We start from the raw sequence: 18432 nt of genomic DNA, 5'->3' as shown, positions 1-18432 counted from the left end.
CCCGGCACCGTGAACCACACCGAAGGGGGCCCTGCGTGAGCGCCGCCCGCACCCACCGCAGCGCGGAGGAGATCGGCCGCACCGAGCGCGGCCCCCGCCCGCTGCCCGCGCTCGGCCGGACCAAGGAGGTGCCGCTGCCGGACGTGCTCACCGAGACCCTCCCGAACGGGCTGACCGTCCTGGCCGCCCACCGCCCGGGGGTCCCGCTGGTCGAGACCGTCCTGCGGATCCCGGCCGCCTCTCCGGAGCCGGTCGCCGACGCCGCCCGCACCGCGGGCACCGAGGTGCTCGCCGAGACCGTCCTGACCGGCACCGCGGGCCGCGACCGGATCGGCATCGACGACGCACTGGCCTCGGTCGGCGGGGAGCTCGGCGTCGCCGTCGACCCGGAGTACCTGCAGGCGGGGGGCTCCGCGCTGGCCACCGGACTGCCGACGGTCCTCGACGTCCTCGCCGACGTCCTCACCGGCGCCACCCATCCCGACGCCGAGGTCGCCCGTGAGCGGTCCCGGCTGGCCGAGCGGATCGCGGTCGCCCGCGCGCAGCCCCGCACCGTCGCCCGCGAGGCGCTGATGCGTCGCCGCTTCGGCGACCACCCGATCGTCTCGGAGATGCCGACCGCCGAGGCGGTCGCCGCGGTGACCCCGGAGCGCGTGCGGGAGCTGCACGCCGACGTCGTCGTCCCGGACGGCGCGAGCCTGGTCCTCGTCGGCGACATCGACCCCGAGGCCGCGATCGCCGAGGTCGCCCGCCGGCTCGGGGGATGGACCGGCGACCACCCCGCCCGCTCGCTGTCCGCCCCGCCGATGCCGCAGGCGGGCGACCTGGAACTGGTCCACCGGCCCGGCTCCGTGCAGTCCCAGCTGCGCCTCACCGCGCCCGGCCTGGACCGCACCGACGAGCGCTACACCGCCTTCCAGCTCGCGAACCTCGTGTTCGGCGGCTACTTCTCCTCGCGCTGGATGGAGAACATCCGGGAGGACAAGGGCTACACCTACGGCGCGCACTCCGGCCAGGAGTTCGTGCCCGGCGGCGCGGTGCTCGGCCTCGACGCCGACGTCGCCTCCGACGTCACCGCCGCCGCCCTGCTCGAGACCCGCTACGAGCTCGGCCGCATGGTGGCGGTCCCGCCGGCCGAGCAGGAGGTCACCTCGGCTCGTCGCTGCGCGATCGGCTCGCTGCTGATCTCGTTGGACAGCCAGTCCGCGCTGGCCGGCACCCTGTCCGCGCTGCACGCCGCGGGGCTCGACGTCGACTGGCTCCGGGACCGGCCGCGCCGGCTGGAGGAGGTGACCGTCGACGAGGTCGCCGAGGCCGCCACCGCGCTGTTCGCGCCGACCCGGTTCACCGGGGTGATCGTCGGGGACGCCGACGTGATCGGGCCACCGCTCGCCGCGCTCGGCGGCGTGGTCCGCGGAGGCGGGCGATGAGCCGCGGGGACTTCTCCCTGACCGAGGAGCCAGTGCTGTCGCGCAACGCGCTGTCCCGCGACGAGAACCGGCGCCTCGACCCCGGCTACGTGCGCGACACCTGGGCGACGGCACGCGTCGTCGTCGTCGACGAGTCGGGCCGCACCCCGGTCGACTGGGAGGTCGAGCCGGGCCGTGAGTTCCGCGAGGTCGACGCCGCCGCCTGGGACGACGCGGCGGGCCGCGGCGGGCACGTCCGCACCCGCGCGGGCACCGACGTCGCCGTGGAGCCGCCGGCCGAGGCCGTGCTGCTCGGCGAACGCGACGGCGTCCCGTACTGGGCGGTGCGTGTCGGGACCGAACGCACCGCCGACAGCGACATCTTCACCGGCGAGGGGGAGTGGGCCGACCTGCGCGCCGCCGGCGCGTTCCTCGACCCGCTCGGATCGGGGCTGCTCACCGGTGCGGTCGCCACGCTGAACTGGCACGACCGCGCCCGGTTCTGCGCGATCGACGGCACCCGCACCCGCCCGCACAACGCGGGCTGGGCCCGGGTCTGCGACAACGGCCACGAGGAGTACCCGCGCACCGACCCGGCGATCATCTGCCTGGTGCACGACGGCGCGGACCGCGTCCTGCTCGCCCGCCAGCCGATGTGGCCGGCCGGGCGCTACTCGGTGCTCGCCGGGTTCGTGGAGTCCGGCGAGTCGCTGGAGGCGTGCGTGCACCGCGAGATCTCCGAGGAGGTCGGCATCGCGGTGTCCGACGTGCGCTACCTCGGCAGCCAGGCGTGGCCGTTCCCGCGGTCGCTGATGGTCGGCTTCCACGCGATCGGGGATCCGGACGTGCCGCTGACCCCGCAGGACGGCGAGATCGCCGACGCCCTGTGGATCACCCGGGACACGCTGCGGGCGGCGCTGGCCCGCGGCGACTGGGGCTCCCGGGACGAGCCCGACCCCGGCGACGGCCCGGTCGTCATGCTGCCGGGCAAGGTCTCGATCGCGCGCACCATGCTGGAGTCCTGGGCAGCCGCCGGGGGCTGACCCTCAGACGAAGCGACGGCCCGCCCCGGTGAGGTACCGGTGGCGGGCCGTCGCGCTCCGTGGTGGGAGATCAGGGGAGGTGTCAGACCCCGAGTCGGGTCTTCACCTCGGAGAAGCTGGGGTTCGTCGCGACCGACTCGTCCGGGAACACGACGGTCGGCACCGTGCGGTTGCCGCCGTTGGCCTTCTCGACGAACGACGCGGCGTCCGGCTCGCGCTCGATGTCGATCTCGCGGTAGCCGATGCCGGCCTGGTCGAGCTGCAGCTTGAGCCGACGGCAGAAGCCGCACCAGCTGGTCGTGTACATCGTCAGGTCCGCCATGTCGGGTACAACCGGCCGGCTCCGCGGATTCTTCCCCGCCGGCTGTGACCTGCCCGGCACCCGGACGGGCGGGACGGGCGACCCGTGACCGTCGGGGGTGGGTGTCAGGATGGGTGGGTGCCGTCCCGATCCGCCGCCCGCCCCGCCCGTGCGACCCGCGCCGTGCCGGACCCGGCGGCCCCGGTCGGCGCGGACGGTCTGGACCCCGAGCAGCGGGCCGCGGTGTACGCACCGCGCGGCCCGGTGTGCGTCCTCGCGGGGGCGGGCACCGGCAAGACCCGCACGATCACCCGGCGGATCGCGCACCTGGTGACCTCGGGCCACGTCGCCGCCGGCCAGGTACTGGCCGTCACCTTCACCGCCCGGGCCGCGGGGGAGCTGCGCACCCGGCTGCGTGCCCTGGACGCGTCCGGGGTGCAGGCCCGGACGTTCCATGCCGCCGCGCTGCGTCAGCTGCGCTACTTCTGGCCGCAGATGGTCGGTGGCAGCCCGTGGCCGCTGCTCGACGGCAAGCTGCGGCTCGTCGGCCAGGCCGCCGCCCGCGCGCGGGCCGGAACCGACTCCGATGCGCTGCGCGACCTCGCCTCCGAGATCGAGTGGGCGAAGTCCACGCTGGTCGCCCCGTCGGACTACGCGGCCGAGGCCGCCCGCCGCCGTCGCGACACACCTGGCCCGGCCGAGCAGGTGGCCGCCGTCTACGCCGCGTACGAGGAGCTGAAGAACGCGAGCGAGCAGCTCGACTTCGACGACCTGCTCCTGCACACCGCGATCGCGCTGGAGGAGCACGGCGGCGTCGCCGAGGAGTTCCGGTCGCGCTACCGGTGCTTCGTCGTCGACGAGTACCAGGACGTGACCCCGCTGCAGCAGCGCCTGCTCGACGCCTGGCTCGGCGACCGCGACGACCTGACCGTCGTCGGCGACGCCAACCAGACGATCTACACCTTCGCCGGCGCCTCACCCCGCTACCTGCTGGAGTTCCCGCGCCGCTTCCCCGACGCCGCCGTCGTGCGCCTGCAGCGCGACTACCGCTCCACCCCACAGATCGTCGGCTGCGCGAACCAGCTGATCGGCGCGGCCCGCAACCGGCCCGCCGGGTCCCGGCTGCAGCTCGTCGGGCAGCTCCCGCCGGGGCCCGACCCGGACTTCTCCGAGCACGAGGACGAGGCAGGGGAGGCCGCCGCCGTCGCGGGCCGGATCCTGACCCTGATCAACGACGGCACCGAGCCGTCGGAGATCGCGGTGCTCTTCCGGATCAACGCCCAGTCCGAGGCGTTCGAGCAGGCCCTGTCCGACGCCGGGGTGCCCTACCAGATCCGCGGCGGCGAGCGGTTCTTCAACCGCCCCGAGATCCGCCGGGCGATGCTCGCGTTGCGCACCGCGGCGCCGGACCAGCGGCCGGGCACCGACCTCGTCGACGTCACCCGCGCGGTGCTGACCGCGCGCGCCGGGCTGACCGACGAGCCGCCGAAGGGCGCCACCCTGCGCGCGCAGTGGGAGTCGCTGCTGGCGCTGGTCGGCGTCGCCGAGGAGCTCGCCGCGGTCGAGCCGCAGGCCGACCTGCACCGGCTGTGCGTGGAGCTGGAGACCCGCGCCGACCACGCGCAGGCGCCGGTCGTCAACGGCGTCACACTCGCCTCGCTGCACGCCGCGAAGGGCCTGGAGTGGGACGCGGTGTTCCTCGTCGGGCTCGCCGACGGCACCCTCCCCATCGGCCACGCAGGTGACGACGAGGCCGCCGTCGAGGAGGAACGCCGGCTGTTCTACGTCGGAGTCACCCGCGCCCGGCGGGTGCTGTCGATGTCGTGGTCGCTGTCCCGGGCCTCCGGGCGCGGACCGAAGCGACGCCGCTCGCGGTTCCTCTACGGACTGATCCCGGACTCGCACCCCGCGTCCCGTGTGGCCGGCGAGCGCCGCCCCGGGGGCGCCCGGCCCAAGTGCCGCGTCTGCGGGACCCCGCTGTTCGGCACCACCGCCACCAAGCTCCTCCGCTGCGACGACTGCCCGTCCGATGCGGACCTGGAGCTGCTGGACAGGCTGAAGCAGTGGCGGGCGGCGGAGGCGAAGGCGCAGGACGTGCCCGGTTTCGTCGTGCTCACCGACGCCACGCTCACCGCGATCGCGGAGCAGCGGCCGGCCGGCCCGTCGGCCCTGGTCGGCATCCCGGGGATCGGTGCGGCCAAGCTGGACCGCTACGGCGACGAGGTGCTCCGGGTGCTCGCCGAGCACGAGGCGGAGGGGGCGCGACCCCCTCTTCGGTAGGGATCTGCGTGAACTTCCGGCGAGACTTCGAATAATCGGTTGCCGTGCCGTGTGCGGCACTTCTAGTGTCGTCGGCACCAGGTGGAGCGCCACGCTCCCGACACAGACGCGTCGCGCGGGAGACCGCGGGCGGAACCGGAGGAGGTGACGAGATGGGCACGATCAACACGACCGACCTGATCGGCACCGCCCTGTCCGTTCCGGCCCCGGTGTGCGTCCCGGAGCAGACCGTCGTCGCGCACGACGTCGCTCACGCGGGCATCGCGGTCACCGCGGAGTCCGGCGTCCGTCGTCGTCAGCAGGGGGTGGCGCTGCTCGCGCCGTCGACGCCCCGTTCCACGGGTGAGGTGTACCCGCAGGGCGGCATGTCGGTCGCGGTCGCCGGCCCGATCTTCGATGACAAGTGCACAGCTGCGTTCGTTCCCGGGCGCCGAGGGGGTACCTGACCTCCTCAGCACCCAGCGAGTCCCATCGGGGCCGCGGAACCCACGCACACGGGTTCCGCGGCCCCGATTTTTTTGTCCCAGATTCCGTCCCGAGAGATGACACACCCTGACCAGACCGGTCCTGACCTGTAGCAGAGAAGTTCGATCGAGGAGGTCGATCGTGTACGTGCGATCCGTTCCGTGTGACGGCGGAATGATCACCGAGCAGTCCGGCGCCGGCGTCGGACCCGACCAGGTGCGGCTCCGGTCGGTGCCGAGCGGGCCGTCCGGCCGCGGCTCGGCCCTGCCCTGCCGCAACGGCGACGCCGACCTGTGGTTCGCCGAGGCCCCGGCCGAGCTGGAGGAGGCCAAGTCCCGCTGCGGCGGCTGCCCGCTCCGGCAGGCCTGCCTGGACGGCGCGCTGGAGCGTGCCGAGCCGTGGGGCGTGTGGGGAGGCGAGATCTTCGACCACGGTCGGGTGATCCCGCGCAAGCGCCCGAGGGGGCGTCCCCGCAAGGCCGACCTGGAGCGCGACCGGGCACTGGCCCTGGCCGCGAGCCGCTGACCACAGCACCACCGGCGCGACCCGCACCGCGGCACCGCCGACCCACCAGACCCGAGGAGACCGACATGAACGACCTGAAGCCGGCACCGGCCGTGCGACCGATGTCCCACACCGACCGTTCGTCCCACCTCGTGAACCAGGAGAACGTGATGACGCTCATCCAGGAAGCGTTGGCGAGATCCCATCAGCAGGAAGCGCAACGGGTGGCGGCCGAGCACCGGCTCGCGCGCCGGATCACCGCGGGCCGCGGCTGGTCCTGGATCGCGGCCTGGGCCGCCTCCCGAGCCGAGCGGGCGCGGCTGCGCGCCGGCTGATCTGCGGCCGACCCCTCGGTGCCCCGTCCGGACTTGCGTCCGGGCGGGGCACCGTCGTGTCCGGGGCCTGCCGTGCCGCGGGTGGGAGGGTGCCTGCTCGTCGCTGTGCTCTGCTCACCGATACGCAGCACCGCAGCTCAGGGGGCCTGCGAGCCGGCGAAGGCGTCGGCGAACTCCGGCGACGGGGCGATCTCGGTGATCACGTCGACCAGCACCCCGTCCGGCCCGGCGACGATGAAGTGCCGTTGTCCGAAGGCCTCGTCCCGCAGCGGGAGGAGGGCCTCCAGGCCGCCGCGGACGACGAGGCGGTCCCATTCGGCGTCGACGTCGTCGACCTCCATGTTCACCAGCATCCCGCCGGCCGACCGGCCGCGGTACGCCGCCGAGATCGTCGGATGGTCCCGGTCGAGCAGGGCGAGCTCGAAGCGCCCGCGCCGAAGACTGACGTACCAGTCGGCGTCGAAGACGCTCTCGAATCCCATCGGCCCGGTCCAGAACGCGCGGGCGGCCGGGAGGTCGGCCGTCGCGAGGACCGGGTAGCAGCTGTGGAGCACGGTGCACCCTCTTTGCGTACCGTCGGTATGTGAGCAGAGTCAGCATACCATCGGTATGTCAATCGGGTGATGGCGCAGCCGCCCGGTCCGAGTGAACCGGATGCCGAGTCGTCGGGGTGGCACCTGGCCGACGCGCCGGGAGAACCCGGCGGGCGCGCAGTGGTGGCGGGCCGGGCGGGCCGCGCTCGACCGGGCGTCACTGGCTCCGCGACGAACCCGGAAACAGCGCTCACCTGCAGTGCTGCGTATCGGTGAGCAGAGCAAAGCGACGACAGCACACCCCTGCCCGGAGGACCGGTGGAGCGAGGGGAGGGGTCAGCCCGTCGGGGCGTCCGGCTCGAACATCTCCGGCTGCCACTCGGCGACGATCTCCCGCAGCCGCACGTGGGAGTCGAGCTGGCACAGGATGCCGACGGTCCCCATCGTCACCCGGTGCACCAGCAGGAACCGCGGGGGCAGGTTCAGCGACCGGCCGATGGCCGCCTCCGGGCTGCGGAGGTCACCGACCCGCTCGGCCTGCTGCTGGATCCACCGGCGGCTGAAGTGGAACTCCTCGGTCCCCAGCGGTTCGGTGAAGGGCGCGAGGTAGCCGAGGATCTGGTCGGACTCGATCCGGGCGCCGTCGCGGACGAACCCGGCCGAGCGCATCAGGGACATCAGGTCGCCGCTGCGCCTCTCGAGCGCGTACTTGGTCATCGTGACCAGCTCGGGCGGCATGCCGTCGGGCATCCGGGCGACAGCACCGAAGTCGAGGACGAGCAGGCGGCCGTCGTCGAGGATCCCGAAGTTGCCGGGGTGCGGGTCGGCGTGCAGCAGGTGCGCGCGGTCCGGCGCGGAGTAGTGGAAACGGGCCAGCTGGTTGCCCGCGTGGTCGCGCTCCTCGCGGGTGCCGTCACGGATGATCGAGGCCAGCGGACGGCCCTGCACCCACTCGGTGATGACGGCCTTGGGCGCGGACCCGACCACGCGGGGGATCTTCACGTCCGGGTCGTCCTCGTAGAACGCGGCGAACTCGCGCTGGTAGGCGGCCTCGTCGCGGTAGTCGAGCTCCTCCTCCATGCGGTCCTTGAGCTCCGCGACCAGCGGCTTGATCTCCATCCCGGGGACCAGCGGCTGCAGGATGCGGCTCATCCGCCCGAGCTGGCGCAGGTCCGAGCGCAGCGCCTCCTCGGCGCCGGGGTACTGCACCTTGACGGCGACCTCGCGGCCGTCGCGCTTCCAGACCGCGCGGTGCACCTGGCCGATGCTGGCCGAGGCGGCAGGGGTCTCGTCGAAATCGGCGAACCGGGACCGCCACGACCGCCCGAACTGCTGGGTGAGCATGTAGTCGACGTCGGCCATGGGCATCGGCGGCGCCGCGGCCTGCAGCTTGGTGAGTGCCTCGCGGTAGGGCTCGGCGTACTCGTCGGGTACGGCCGCCTCGAACACGCTCAGCGCCTGCCCGAACTTCATCGCTCCGCCCTTGAGCTCGCCGAGCACCTCGAACAGCTGCTCGGCGCTCTTGGCCGCGAGCTGGGCGGCGATCTCGTCGCGGTCACCACCGGTGAGACGGCGCCCGAATCCTGCCGCGGCACGTCCGGCGACGCCGAGCGGGAGGCCGGCGAGCTTGGCGGTGCGCGAGACGGTCCGTCGGGGAATGTCGCTCACACCATGATTGTCCACCCGGCCGGGGTGGTCCCGCACGGCGCGGTGGGCCCCGACGCACCGTCCGGTACCGGCCCGGCCGCTGTGCCGCAGGGGCAGCCGGGGCGTCGGAACCCCGGTCGGGTGACGACCGTCGCCGCCTCCGCGTCGACCTCCAGCACCGCGCCCCACGACGCGGGCGGCGCCCCGCCGCGTACCGGCCCGTCGACGGCGGCGAGCACCTGACCGACCGCCACCGCCGCCGTCGCGACCAGCACGTGCGGTGCCGCCGACGACGGCACCCCGGCCGTGCCGGGCGCCCCGGCGCAGTCGGGACACGGCCCCCGGCCGGGCAGGACGAGCGGCCCGACCGCGCCGCAGCCGTCGCGCAGGGCCACGAACAGATGCTCCATCGGCGACTCCGGCTGCAGCGGTCCGTCGCCGACGAGCACCACCAGGTCCGCGGGGACCCGCCGGGGCGGATCGGTGCCGACGCCCGCGTCGCGCAGGAAGGCACGTAGCTCGACCTCGCGGTCCCGGCCCGGCCCCACCGGCAGCCCGGCCAGGACGTCGTCGGCGCCCGTCACGCCGTGGACCTGCGGGTACAGCTGTCCGATCCCGGCCCGGGCCAGCCCGGCGACGACCGCCACGGCGAGTGCGTCCGCGCCCCGGACCTCGACGAGCGTGCCCTCCCGGCGCCGCCGGACCCGGTCCTCGACATCGGGGTCGGCGAGCAGCCCCGCCCGCCACAGGACGGCGAGCAGCACCGCGACCTCGTCGTCGCCCCGGGTGAGCGCACCGGTCGCACACGGCCCGTCGACGAGCCGGTCCAGTGCGGCGACGGCGGCGGGGGACAGCTCCTCCAGCAGCCGGGCGCGCGGTGGACCGGACCCGATCCGGCGGGCCCGCGGCCCGGCGGGGAGGACGGCGAGGTGGGCGGCGAGCGCGAGCCGTGGGGGCAGTCCGGTCACCCGGGCCACGGTGCCCGGTCCGCGTGGCGACGGGGCCGGAACGCGTCCGCGCCGTTCGCACCCGCGAACCGCGGCGGCCTACCCTGGAGCCATGGCGAGTCCCCCGGTAGAGGTCCGACGCAGCGCCCGCCGGAAGCGCATGGTCAGTGCCCGACGGGAGGGGGAGCGGCTCGTCGTGTTCATCCCGGGCTGGATGTCCGCCGAGCAGGAACGCGACTGGGTCGCGGAGATGGTGAAGCGGGTCGAGGCGAGCGAGGCACGTCGCCGCTCACCGGGCCGCGACAACGACGAGGCCCTGATGCGCCGCGGCCAGGAGCTGTCGAAGCGCTGGCTGGAGGGGCGGGCGCGGCCGTCGTCGATCCGGTGGGTGCCGGTGATGCGCACGCGCTGGGCATCCTGCACCCCCGACGACGCCACCATCCGGATCAGCGAACGCCTGCGGGACGCACCGGGCTGGGTCGTCGACTACGTGCTGGTGCACGAGCTGGCCCACCTGCTGTCCGCCGCGCACGACGACGTCTTCTGGTCCTGGGTGCGCCGCTACCCGCGCACCGAGCGGGCCATCGGCTACCTGGAGGGCCTCAACGCCGCCGCCGAACTCGGCATCAGTGGTGTCGACGGCGACCCCGCCACCGCCGACGAGACCGACGGGTCCGCCGACGCGGACGGAGAGGTCGGCGGGTTCGGCGGGACCGGCCCCGGGGTGGAGCCGGTCCGCGCGACCGGGACCTGAGCCGGGCTCAGGAGCCCGACCGGCCCGGCCCGTCCTCGCCGTCGGTGCCGTCGGTGTCCTCCGAGGAGGGCTTCTCCGACGGCCCGGACGCCTCGGCCCTCTTGTCCGCGTCGTTCTCCGCGTCCTTCTCCGCGTCGGCCGCCATCTGGCGCTCCAGCTCGGCGATCGGGTCGTCCGGGACGGCCCCGCCGGCCGTACCGCCGCGCACGAAGGCGGCCGGGTCGTCCAGGTCGTCGGCCGACGGGATCAGGTCGGGGTGCGCCCAGACGGCGTCGCGACCCTCGACGCCGCGCTCGGCGCCCAGGAGCTTCCACAGGTCCGCCGCGGCCCGCAGCTTCCGCGGCCGCAGCTCCAGCCCGACGATCGTCGCGAACGCCTGCTCCGCGGGTCCGCCCGAGGCGCGACGGCGACGCATCGTCTCGCGCATCGCCTCGGCCCCGGGCAGTCGCTCGGACAGGGCCTCGGCGACGACGGTGTCCACCCAGCCCTCGATCAGGGCGAGCAGGGTCTCGAGCCGGGCCAGCGCCGCCTTCTGCGCCGGGGTGTCCTCCGGCTCGAACATGCCGGACTGCATGGCCTCCTGGATCGACTCCGGGTTCGACGGGTCGATCCCGCGGGCGAGCTCCTCGATCCGTGAGGTGTCCACGGTGATGCCGCGGGCGTACTCCTCGACGGCGCCGAGCAGCCGCTCGCGCAGCCAGTGCACGTGGGTGAACAGCCGCTGGTGGGCGGCCTCGCGCGCGGCGAGGAAGAGCGTGACCTCGCCGGCCGGGCGGTCCAGGCCCTCGGTGAACCGGGCGACGGCCTCGGGCAGCAGGGCCGACGTGCGCTCCGGGCCGACCGGGATGCCGAGGTCGGTGGAGGTCAGCACTTCCTTGCCGAGCTGGGCCAGGCCCTGGCCCAGCTGGCTGCCGAACGCCATCCCGCCCATCTTGCCGAGCATCCCCAGCATCGGGCCGGCCGCGCCGCGGACCTCCTCGGGCAGACCATCGACCCAGGCCGAGGACAGCCGCGTCGCCACCGGGTCGCAGAGCCGCTTCCAGGTCGGCATCCCGGCCCGCACCCAGTCCGAGGGCGTCCAGGCCTTCACCTCGCCGCCGGAAGAGGGGAACGACGTCGCCGGGTCGAGCCACAGCTCCGCGAGCTTCACGGCCTCGGCGACCCCGCTGCGCTGGGCGTCGGTGAGCGACGACGTCGACTGCGCGAGCTGCTGGGTGGCGATCTGGGCGGCGAGGTCGTAGTCGACGGGCCCGCCGTCGCCCGAGCCGCTGCTGGAGAGCATCTGGCCGAGCTGGGACAGCATCTGGCCGAGCTGGCTCATGTCGAACTGGCCGCCGCCGGGCATGCCCGGCATGCCGGGGAGCCCGCCCATGCCGAAGGCCGCGAACGGGTTCTGGCCCGCGCCGCCGGACGGCCCCGAGGGGTCGTCGGACTGCGGGTGCGACCCGAAGCCGAACGGGTCCTTCGGGCCCTCGGGCTCACCCTTCCCACCCGTGCCCGACGCACCCCCGTCCTTGCCGGAGGCGTCGCCGGAACCCGAGTCGGGCTGGTCGCCGGGCTCGCGGTCGGGGTCACGGTCGGCGGGGCCGAAGCCGAAGGGGACGTCGCTCATAGCGTCCACCGTACGCGGGGCCGGGGGGTGGTCGCCGCCCCACGGCCGGTGGATCGGGCCTGGTGGGGCCGTGTTCGCTGCGGGCGGACCGGGGAACTAGGAGCATCCGGCGGGCGTACCGCCGGTGTCGAGGGTGGTCAGCGCCCCGACCGCCTCGTCGAGGGTCCCGACCCGCACCAGCTGCAGTCCGTCGGGTGCGTCCTCGGCGGCCTCGGCGCAGTTCGCGGCCGGCACCAGGAACGTCTGCGCACCGACCTCGCGGGCCTTCAGCATCTTGAACCGGATGCCGCTGATCGGGCCCACCCGGCCCTCCGCGTCGATGGTGCCGGTGCCGGCGACGAACCGGCCGCCGGTCAGCGGGCCCGGGGTCAGCTTGTCGACCAGCGCCAGACTGAACATGAGGCCGGCCGAGGGGCCGCCGACGTCGCCCAGGGAGATGGTCAGCTTCTGCCCCTCGGCGGGGGAGGTGGCCGGGGTGATGCCCAGGAAGGCCCGCGCCGGGTCGTCCGGGTGGGCGGCCGGGGTGACGGTGACCCGGCGCGGCGCGGCGTCCCCGCGCCGGATCGTGAGGGTGACCGGCTCCCCGGGGCGCGCGGCACCCATCGCGTCGAGCAGCCCCTGGACCGAGGTCACCGGGGTCGCGCCGACGGCGCGGATCTCGTCGCCCGGCTCCAGCACCCCCGCCGACGGCGAGCCGGGGGTCAGCGCGCCGACCGTGACCCGGGTCGGCAGGTGGAGGTGGTTCAGCGCCGCGGCCTCGGCGTTCGCGATCGAGCCGTCGAACTCCTGCTGGTTGGCCTGCGTGACCTGCTCGGTGGACTCGCCGGGCGGGTACAGCGACCAGCGCGGTGCGAGCCGGTAGGTGCCCGAGGCCCACATGCCCAGGGCCCGCAGCGTCGAGATCCCGTCGGTGACGCCGACGGTGGTCATGTTCAGGTGCCCGGTCGTCGGGTAGGTCGGCAGCCCCTCCGCCGACACCACGGGCGTGCCGTCCACCTCGCCGAGGGTGTCGAACGTGGGCCCGGGCCCGAGGGCGACGACCGGCGCGGGGACCACCGTCCCGACCGCGGTGAGGGCCAGCAGCACGAGGACCGCGGTCACCCACGTCGAAGATCGAACGCCCACGGGACGGAACCCTACGATCGTGCGACGGCGGGGGTGCGCCCGACCCCGGTCCGTCCTGCGACGATGCGGGCCGGGGTGCCGGTGCCGAGCTGCCCGATGTGTCGTTTTCGTCCCGACACGCCGGGACCCGACGGCGACTTCACCGAACCTCCGTACAGTTGCCCTCGGAGAACCGTGCCGTCACCCCAGCCGGCCGCGCTCTCCACGTGTCGTACCCGAACTGTGGAGTGTGCCCGTGTCGTCCATGCGGCCCCCTGTGGGAGCGCCGTCGCTGACCCGCCGAACCCGGATCCTGCTGGTCGCCGCGGGCGTCCTCGTAGTGCTTCTGCTCGGTGGCTCGCGGCTGCTGAACTTCTACGTCGACTACCTGTGGTTCGGCGAGGTCGGTTTCCGGAGCGTCCAGCTCACCCGGCTGTTCACCCAGATCGTGCTCTTCGGGGTCGTGGCCCTGGTGGTGGGTGGTCTGGTCGCGCTGACGCTGTGGCTGGCCTACCGGTACCGCCCGGTCTTCGTGCCGGTGTCCGGCCCCGAGGACCCGGTCGCGCGCTACCGGACCACGATCATCCAGCGCCTGCGCCTGTTCGCCGTCGGCGTGCCGGTCGTGATCGGGCTGATCGCCGGTCTCGCGGCGCCGGCGCAGTGGGAGACCGTGCAGATGTTCCTGCACGGCACCCCGTTCGGCCGGGCCGATCCCGAGTTCGGCAACGACATCGGGTTCTACGCCTTCACCCTGCCGTTCCTGCGGATGAGCCTGAACTGGCTGTTCGTCGCCGTCGCGATCTGCTTCGTGCTCGCGCTGGTGACCCACTACATCTTCGGTGGCATCCGGCTGTCGGGCCGCTCCGGCTTCGTCTCCACCGCCGCGCGGGCCCAGCTCGCCGTGCTCGCCGGGGTGTTCGTGCTGCTCAAGGCCGTCGCCTACTGGTTCGACCGCTACGACCTGCTGTGGTCCAACCGGAACGCGCAGACGTTCTACGGCGCCACCTACACCGACCTCAACGCGGTCCTGCCCGCCAAGCTGATCCTGCTGGTCATCGCGGTGATCTGTGCGCTGGCGTTCTTCGTCGCGGCGTTCCGCCAGAACCTGCAGATCCCGGCCGTCGCCGTGGTCATGCTCGTCGTGTCCTCGATCCTGGTCGGAACGGCGTTCCCGCTGGTGCTGCAGCAGTTCGTCGTCGCGCCCAACGCGAACGTCAACGAGGCCCCGTCGATCGAACGCAACATCGCGGCGACGCGGGACGCGTTCGGCATCGGGCCGGACAAGGTCGACATCACGCCCTACGCGGGCACGTCGGAGGCCACACCGGCCCAGGTCCGGGCCGACACCGACACCATCCCCAACATCCGGCTGCTCGATCCGGGCAAGCTCAACCGCACGTTCACCCAGCTCCAGCAGCGACGGAACTTCTACGGGTTCTCGCCCAACCTGGACATCGACCGCTACACCGTCGGCGGCCAGACCCGCGACTACATCGTCGCGGCGCGCGAGATGAACGCCAACGGCCTGGTCAACAACCAGCAGGACTGGATCAACCGGCACCTGGTCTACACCCACGGCAACGGGATCGTGGCCGCGCCGGCGAACCAGGTGAACGAGGCGCTGGAGGACGCGGGCGGCTCCGGCGGCCTGCCGAACTTCCAGGTCTCCGACACCCAGCAGCAGGGCTTCGTGCCCGTCCAGCAGCCCCGCATCTACTACGGCGAGCTGCTCGACAACCAGTACTCGATCGTCGGCGCCGAGCCGGGCACCCCGCCGCGGGAGTACGACTCCGACGAGTCGCAGTACACCTACACCGGGGCCGGCGGCGTCCCGATCGGCGGGCTGTTCAACCGCACGGTGTTCGCGCTGGCCTACGGCGAGCGGAACATCCTGTTCAACAACTCGATCAACGCCGACTCGAAGATCATGTACGTCCGGAACCCGCGGGACCGCGTGCAGGCGGTGGCCCCGTGGCTGACGCTGGACAACGACCCGTATCCGGCCGTCGTCGACGGGCGGGTGCAGTGGATCATCGACGGCTACACCACGCTGCAGAACTTCCCCTACGCCGAGCGCGTGCAGCTGGGTGACGCCACGTCGGACTCGCGGCTCGGGCCGAACGGCCAGCAGCTGCCGAACGACACGATCAGCTACCTGCGCAACTCGGTGAAGGCCACCGTCGACGCCTACGACGGCACCGTGAAGCTCTACGCCTTCGACGAGACCGACCCGGTGCTGCAGACCTGGGAGAAGGCGTTCCCGGGCACGGTCGAGCCGCGCTCGGCGATCACCCCGGACCTGCAGGCCCACCTGCGCTACCCGGAGGACCAGTTCAAGGTCCAGCGTGAGCTGCTGACCCGCTACCACGTCGACGACCCGAACGAGTTCTTCTCCACCGTGTCGTTCTGGGACGTCCCGTCCGACCCGACCGTGCAGGGCGGCAACGGCGGCAGCCAGGACGCGCAGCCGCCGTACTACATCTACGCGGGGCTGCCGGGGCAGGAGGGCGCGTCGTTCCAGCTGACCAGTGCGCTGGTCAGCCTGCGGCGGCAGTTCCTCGCCTCCTACGTCTCGGCCAGCTCGGACCCCGACACCTACGGGAAGCTGACCGTGCTGCAGCTGCCGAACGAGACCCAGACGCTCGGCCCGCAGCAGGTCCAGGCCCGGTTCCTCGGCTCGCCCGAGGTGTCGTCGGAGCTGAACCTGCTACGGCAGAACCAGACCACGATCGACTACGGCAACCTGCTGACGCTGCCGGTGGCCGGTGGTCTGCTCTACGTCGAGCCGGTCTACATCGAGCGTGCGGGCGGGCAGGACAACTCGACCTACCCGCAGCTGGCCCGCGTCCTGGTGTTCTACGGCGACCGGCTCGGCTACGACGCGAGCCTGTCCCGGGCTCTCGACGAGGTGTTCGGCGCCGGCGCCGGTGCCGCCGCGGGCGGAACCGCCCCGACGACCGGGCAGCCCGGCCGGCCGACGACGCCCACGACCCCGACCACGCCGAACGGTCAGGGTGCCCAGACCCCGGCGGCGCCCAACGCGGCGCAGGCGACCGCGGCGCAGCAGATCCGCACGGCGTTGAACGACCTCAAGGCGGCCCAGCGGTCCGGTGACTTCGCCAAGCAGGGCGAGGCGCTGGCGGCGCTGGACCGTGCGGTCGCGGCGTTCCAGAGCGCCGGCGGCTGATCGCGGCTGGTCCTCGTCGGGCCGGACCCCCCTGCGGGTGGGGTCCGGCCCGGTGTGTAGGGTTGTGCCTACAACACAGACGGAATGCACGCGGTTCCGTTCGGCGCGGGGTGGAGCAGCTCGGTAGCTCGCTGGGCTCATAACCCAGAGGTCGCAGGTTCGAATCCTGCCCCCGCTACCACTCACGAAGGCCCCCGAGGACACCTCGGGGGCCTTCGTCGTTGCGAGGTCCCCGGACACCGGAACCGACCCCCCCGAGGGGCCGATGAGCGTCCGGTGTACGGTGGGGACACAACACAGACGGGATCGCACGCGGTCCCGGACGGCGCGGGGTGGAGCAGCTCGGTAGCTCGCTGGGCTCATAACCCAGAGGTCGCAGGTTCGAATCCTGCCCCCGCTACCACTCACGAAGGCCCCCGGGGACACCCCGGGGGCCTTCGTCCTGTCAGGGGGTCCGCGCGTACTCGGCGACGACCACGCCCGAGCGGTACGGCGTCGACCGCACCAGCTCCCAGGACCGCGGGTGGTACCCGCCGGCGTCGTCGAACAGGGACTTGCCCGCTCCGAGGACGACCGGGTTCACCTTGAGCACCAGCCGGTCGATCTCGCCCGCCAGCGCGGTCGCGAGTCGCCCGCCCCCGCAGAGCCAGATGTCGGCGCCGTCGCGGCGCCTCAGCTCGCGGACCAGCTCCACCGGGTCGCGCCCGGTCAGGGTGATCCCGGCGGGCACCGCGTCGGCGGGGCGGCTGCGGGACAGGACGTACTGCTCCAGGTGCGGATACGGGTCGACGGTGACCGACAGGCCTGCGGCATAGGTGTTCCACCCCATCAGTACGGTGTCGAAGCGGGTGTTGTCCGCGGTCAGCCCGAGCATCTCCAGCCCGACGGCCGGGATCGTGTCGGTCCAGTCGCGCAGGATCATGTCGATGTGGTCGCCGGTCTGCGGGAAGGCGTCGAAGGTGTCGTCGGGGGCCGCGATGCGGCCGTCGAGCGAAACCGCGACGTAGTAGACGAGCTCACGCACGGGCAGACCTCCGGGGTCGATCAACCACGACTGCTGTCGTGGTTGATCGAAAGTACAACAGGCGTCGTGGTTCGTCTACGGTGCCCGTATGGCACGCAACGACGACCGCAGGCAGCGGCTGGCCGACGCCGGGCTGGCCGTGCTGGCCCGCGAGGGCGCCCGGGGGCTGACCCACCGCGCGCTGGACCGGGAGGCCGGTGTCCCGACCGGCACGGCGTCGAACTACTTCCGGACCCGCGCCGAGCTCGTCCGTGCGCTGGCCGACCGGATCGGGCAGCGGCTGGCGCCGGACCCGGAGACCGTCGCCGGGCTGCGGGAGGGGGAGGCGGGGCCTGCGATGTTCGCCGACCACATCCGCGACGTCGTGCGCCGGCTCGGCGCCGAACCCGAGGTGACGCTGGCGCTGTTCGAGCTGCGCCTGGAGGCCGCCCGGCGGCCGGAGGTCGCCGAGGTCATGGGGGAGTGGCTGCGCGCGGGGTTCGCCGGCGACGTCGCCTACAACCGGGCCGCGGGGCTGCCCGGCGGGCCCGCGGAGATCGCGCTGTTCCACTACGCGGTCGACGGCCTGCTCCTGGACCGGCTGACCCTGTCCATCGACCCGGACACCCCGACCGACGCCGTCGTCGACGCGCTCGTCGACGGTCTGCTCCCGCCCTCTCAGGGCGCCGGTGCGACCTCCAGCACCCGGTAGCCGCGCTCGGAGGCGAGCCGGGTCGTCGGGAAGCCCTGCTCGTCGCTCAGCCACCGTTGCAGCGAGTCCGAGCCCAGGTTCTTCGCCACCACCAGGTAGGCCCGCCCGTCGGGGAGGAGCCGCGGGAGCCAGCGCAGCAGCAGCTCGTGCAGCGCGGCCTTGCCCGAGCGGATCGGGGGGTTGGAGTAGATCCCGGCGAAGGTCACGTCGTCGGGAACCTCCTCGGGCCGGCAGGCGGTCACGTTGCCCAGCCCGGCCGCCTCGGCGTTCTCCCGGGTGAGGCCCAGCGCGCGCTCGTTGAGGTCCACCGCCCACACGGGCAGCCGACGGCGCCGACTGGCCAGCGTGAGCGCGATGGGGCCGTAGCCGCAGCCGACGTCGAGCAGCGCCCCGCGGACCGGCGGCATCGGCGCGGTGTCGAGCAGCACCTTCGTCCCGCGGTCGAGGCGGCTGTGCGAGAACACCCCGGTGTCGGTCACCAGCGACAGATCCACGTCGGAGGTGTGCAGGCGGACCGACCCGCGGTGGCTCGCGACGGACGGCGTGGCGCTGAAGTAGTGGTCACCCACGCCGGGTGATGCTACGGCGGGGACACT

The 18432-nt window shown here is 73.6% G+C and carries 17 protein-coding genes and 2 tRNA genes; 11 read left to right on the top strand and 8 right to left on the bottom strand.

The features are described from left to right. Window positions 1–35: 35 nt before the first annotated feature. Window positions 36–1430, top strand: coding sequence for a pitrilysin family protein (locus KPL59_RS30810; RefSeq protein WP_226362923.1), 1395 nt, complete (start codon window positions 36–38; stop codon window positions 1428–1430). After that, window positions 1427–2452, top strand: a complete 1026-nt coding sequence (gene nudC, locus KPL59_RS30805; protein ID WP_226362922.1) for an NAD(+) diphosphatase — start codon at window positions 1427–1429, stop codon at window positions 2450–2452. Before KPL59_RS30810 ends, nudC begins: the two co-directional genes overlap by 4 nt. A gap of 82 nt (window positions 2453–2534) precedes the next feature. On the opposite strand, the gene KPL59_RS30800 is transcribed toward nudC, so the two are convergent. Then, the gene (locus tag KPL59_RS30800; RefSeq protein WP_304442433.1) at window positions 2535–2759 is read right to left on the bottom strand and encodes a mycoredoxin; all 225 of its coding nucleotides are present in this window, start codon (window positions 2757–2759) and stop codon (window positions 2535–2537) included. Window positions 2760–2936: 177 nt separating this feature from the next. Between KPL59_RS30800 and KPL59_RS30795 the strand changes: the two genes are divergently transcribed. From KPL59_RS30795 to KPL59_RS30780, 4 genes are all read left to right on the top strand, one after another. Next, a complete protein-coding gene (locus KPL59_RS30795; protein WP_226363086.1) occupies window positions 2937–5033 on the top strand; it encodes an ATP-dependent DNA helicase UvrD2 in 2097 nt (698 codons plus the stop codon). Window positions 5034–5185: 152 nt separating this feature from the next. After that, window positions 5186–5479: a hypothetical protein gene (locus tag KPL59_RS30790; RefSeq protein ID WP_020621759.1), complete on the top strand. Its 294-nt coding sequence runs from the start codon at window positions 5186–5188 to the stop codon at window positions 5477–5479. A 160-nt stretch (window positions 5480–5639) separates the two neighbouring features. Continuing rightward, the gene (locus KPL59_RS30785) at window positions 5640–6023 is read left to right on the top strand and encodes a WhiB family transcriptional regulator (RefSeq protein ID WP_308187986.1); all 384 of its coding nucleotides are present in this window, start codon (window positions 5640–5642) and stop codon (window positions 6021–6023) included. Window positions 6024–6088: 65 nt separating this feature from the next. After that, window positions 6089–6337 (top strand): hypothetical protein, encoded by a 249-nt coding sequence (locus KPL59_RS30780; RefSeq protein ID WP_060713129.1) that lies wholly within the window; start codon window positions 6089–6091, stop codon window positions 6335–6337. Window positions 6338–6474: 137 nt separating this feature from the next. On the opposite strand, the gene KPL59_RS30775 is transcribed toward KPL59_RS30780, so the two are convergent. The 3 genes from KPL59_RS30775 to KPL59_RS30765 form a co-directional block, all read right to left on the bottom strand. Next, window positions 6475–6891 carry a VOC family protein gene (locus KPL59_RS30775; RefSeq protein WP_226362921.1) on the bottom strand — a complete coding sequence of 139 codons (417 nt, stop codon included), beginning with the start codon at window positions 6889–6891 and terminating at the stop codon, window positions 6475–6477. A gap of 315 nt (window positions 6892–7206) precedes the next feature. After that, window positions 7207–8538 carry an AarF/ABC1/UbiB kinase family protein gene (locus KPL59_RS30770; RefSeq protein ID WP_226362920.1) on the bottom strand — a complete coding sequence of 444 codons (1332 nt, stop codon included), beginning with the start codon at window positions 8536–8538 and terminating at the stop codon, window positions 7207–7209. Continuing rightward, the gene (locus KPL59_RS30765) at window positions 8535–9485 is read right to left on the bottom strand and encodes a hypothetical protein (RefSeq protein ID WP_226362919.1); all 951 of its coding nucleotides are present in this window, start codon (window positions 9483–9485) and stop codon (window positions 8535–8537) included. Before KPL59_RS30765 ends, KPL59_RS30770 begins: the two co-directional genes overlap by 4 nt. 91 nt (window positions 9486–9576) lie before the next feature. Here KPL59_RS30765 and KPL59_RS30760 point away from each other — a divergent pair, with 91 nt between their 5' ends. Beyond that, on the top strand, window positions 9577–10218 hold the full coding sequence (locus tag KPL59_RS30760) for a M48 family metallopeptidase (protein WP_149662938.1): 642 nt from the start codon (window positions 9577–9579) through the stop codon (window positions 10216–10218). Window positions 10219–10225: 7 nt separating this feature from the next. Here KPL59_RS30760 and KPL59_RS30755 read toward each other — a convergent pair whose 3' ends face one another. After that, window positions 10226–11830 (bottom strand): zinc-dependent metalloprotease, encoded by a 1605-nt coding sequence (locus KPL59_RS30755; protein ID WP_226362918.1) that lies wholly within the window; start codon window positions 11828–11830, stop codon window positions 10226–10228. A gap of 96 nt (window positions 11831–11926) precedes the next feature. Next, window positions 11927–12931 carry a PDZ domain-containing protein gene (locus KPL59_RS30750; protein ID WP_226362917.1) on the bottom strand — a complete coding sequence of 335 codons (1005 nt, stop codon included), beginning with the start codon at window positions 12929–12931 and terminating at the stop codon, window positions 11927–11929. A gap of 268 nt (window positions 12932–13199) precedes the next feature. Here KPL59_RS30750 and KPL59_RS30745 point away from each other — a divergent pair, with 268 nt between their 5' ends. From KPL59_RS30745 to KPL59_RS30735, 3 genes are all read left to right on the top strand, one after another. Next, window positions 13200–16121, top strand: coding sequence for a UPF0182 family protein (locus tag KPL59_RS30745; protein ID WP_226362916.1), 2922 nt, complete (start codon window positions 13200–13202; stop codon window positions 16119–16121). Between the two features lie 104 nt (window positions 16122–16225). Continuing rightward, window positions 16226–16302: transfer RNA gene (locus KPL59_RS30740), tRNA-Met, on the top strand. 145 nt (window positions 16303–16447) lie between these two features. After that, window positions 16448–16524 (top strand) — tRNA-Met (locus KPL59_RS30735). Between the two features lie 42 nt (window positions 16525–16566). Here the strand turns inward: KPL59_RS30735 and KPL59_RS30730 are convergent. Then, the gene (locus KPL59_RS30730) at window positions 16567–17145 is read right to left on the bottom strand and encodes a dihydrofolate reductase family protein (RefSeq protein WP_226362915.1); all 579 of its coding nucleotides are present in this window, start codon (window positions 17143–17145) and stop codon (window positions 16567–16569) included. A gap of 88 nt (window positions 17146–17233) precedes the next feature. On the opposite strand from KPL59_RS30730, the gene KPL59_RS30725 reads away from it, so the two are divergent. Then, a complete protein-coding gene (locus KPL59_RS30725; protein WP_226362914.1) occupies window positions 17234–17836 on the top strand; it encodes a TetR/AcrR family transcriptional regulator in 603 nt (200 codons plus the stop codon). Here KPL59_RS30725 and KPL59_RS30720 read toward each other — a convergent pair. Then, window positions 17803–18405, bottom strand: coding sequence for a class I SAM-dependent methyltransferase (locus KPL59_RS30720; protein WP_226362913.1), 603 nt, complete (start codon window positions 18403–18405; stop codon window positions 17803–17805). The genes KPL59_RS30725 and KPL59_RS30720 overlap by 34 nt on opposite strands. Window positions 18406–18432 lie beyond the last annotated feature (27 nt).

Origin of the sequence: Pseudonocardia sp. ICBG1142, assembly GCF_020496255.1 — a bacterium.
Taxonomy (GTDB): domain Bacteria; phylum Actinomycetota; class Actinomycetes; order Mycobacteriales; family Pseudonocardiaceae; genus Pseudonocardia.
This window is presented reverse-complemented; position numbering and strand designations above follow the sequence as displayed.

What these genes read in the sequence shown, in the direction of transcription:
- KPL59_RS30800 (WP_304442433.1), bottom strand. Translation starts at nt 2,759, where the DNA reads ATGTACACGACCAGCTGGTGCGGCTTCTGCCGTCGGCTCAAGCTGCAG.
- KPL59_RS30755 (WP_226362918.1), bottom strand. Translation starts at nt 11,830, where the DNA reads ATGAGCGACGTCCCCTTCGGCTTCGGCCCCGCCGACCGTGACCCCGAC.
- KPL59_RS30780 (WP_060713129.1), top strand. Translation starts at nt 6,089, where the DNA reads ATGAACGACCTGAAGCCGGCACCGGCCGTGCGACCGATGTCCCACACC.
- KPL59_RS30760 (WP_149662938.1), top strand. Translation starts at nt 9,577, where the DNA reads ATGGCGAGTCCCCCGGTAGAGGTCCGACGCAGCGCCCGCCGGAAGCGC.
- KPL59_RS30725 (WP_226362914.1), top strand. Translation starts at nt 17,234, where the DNA reads ATGGCACGCAACGACGACCGCAGGCAGCGGCTGGCCGACGCCGGGCTG.
- nudC (WP_226362922.1), top strand. Translation starts at nt 1,427, where the DNA reads ATGAGCCGCGGGGACTTCTCCCTGACCGAGGAGCCAGTGCTGTCGCGC.
- KPL59_RS30790 (WP_020621759.1), top strand. Translation starts at nt 5,186, where the DNA reads ATGGGCACGATCAACACGACCGACCTGATCGGCACCGCCCTGTCCGTT.
- KPL59_RS30745 (WP_226362916.1), top strand. Translation starts at nt 13,200, where the DNA reads ATGCGGCCCCCTGTGGGAGCGCCGTCGCTGACCCGCCGAACCCGGATC.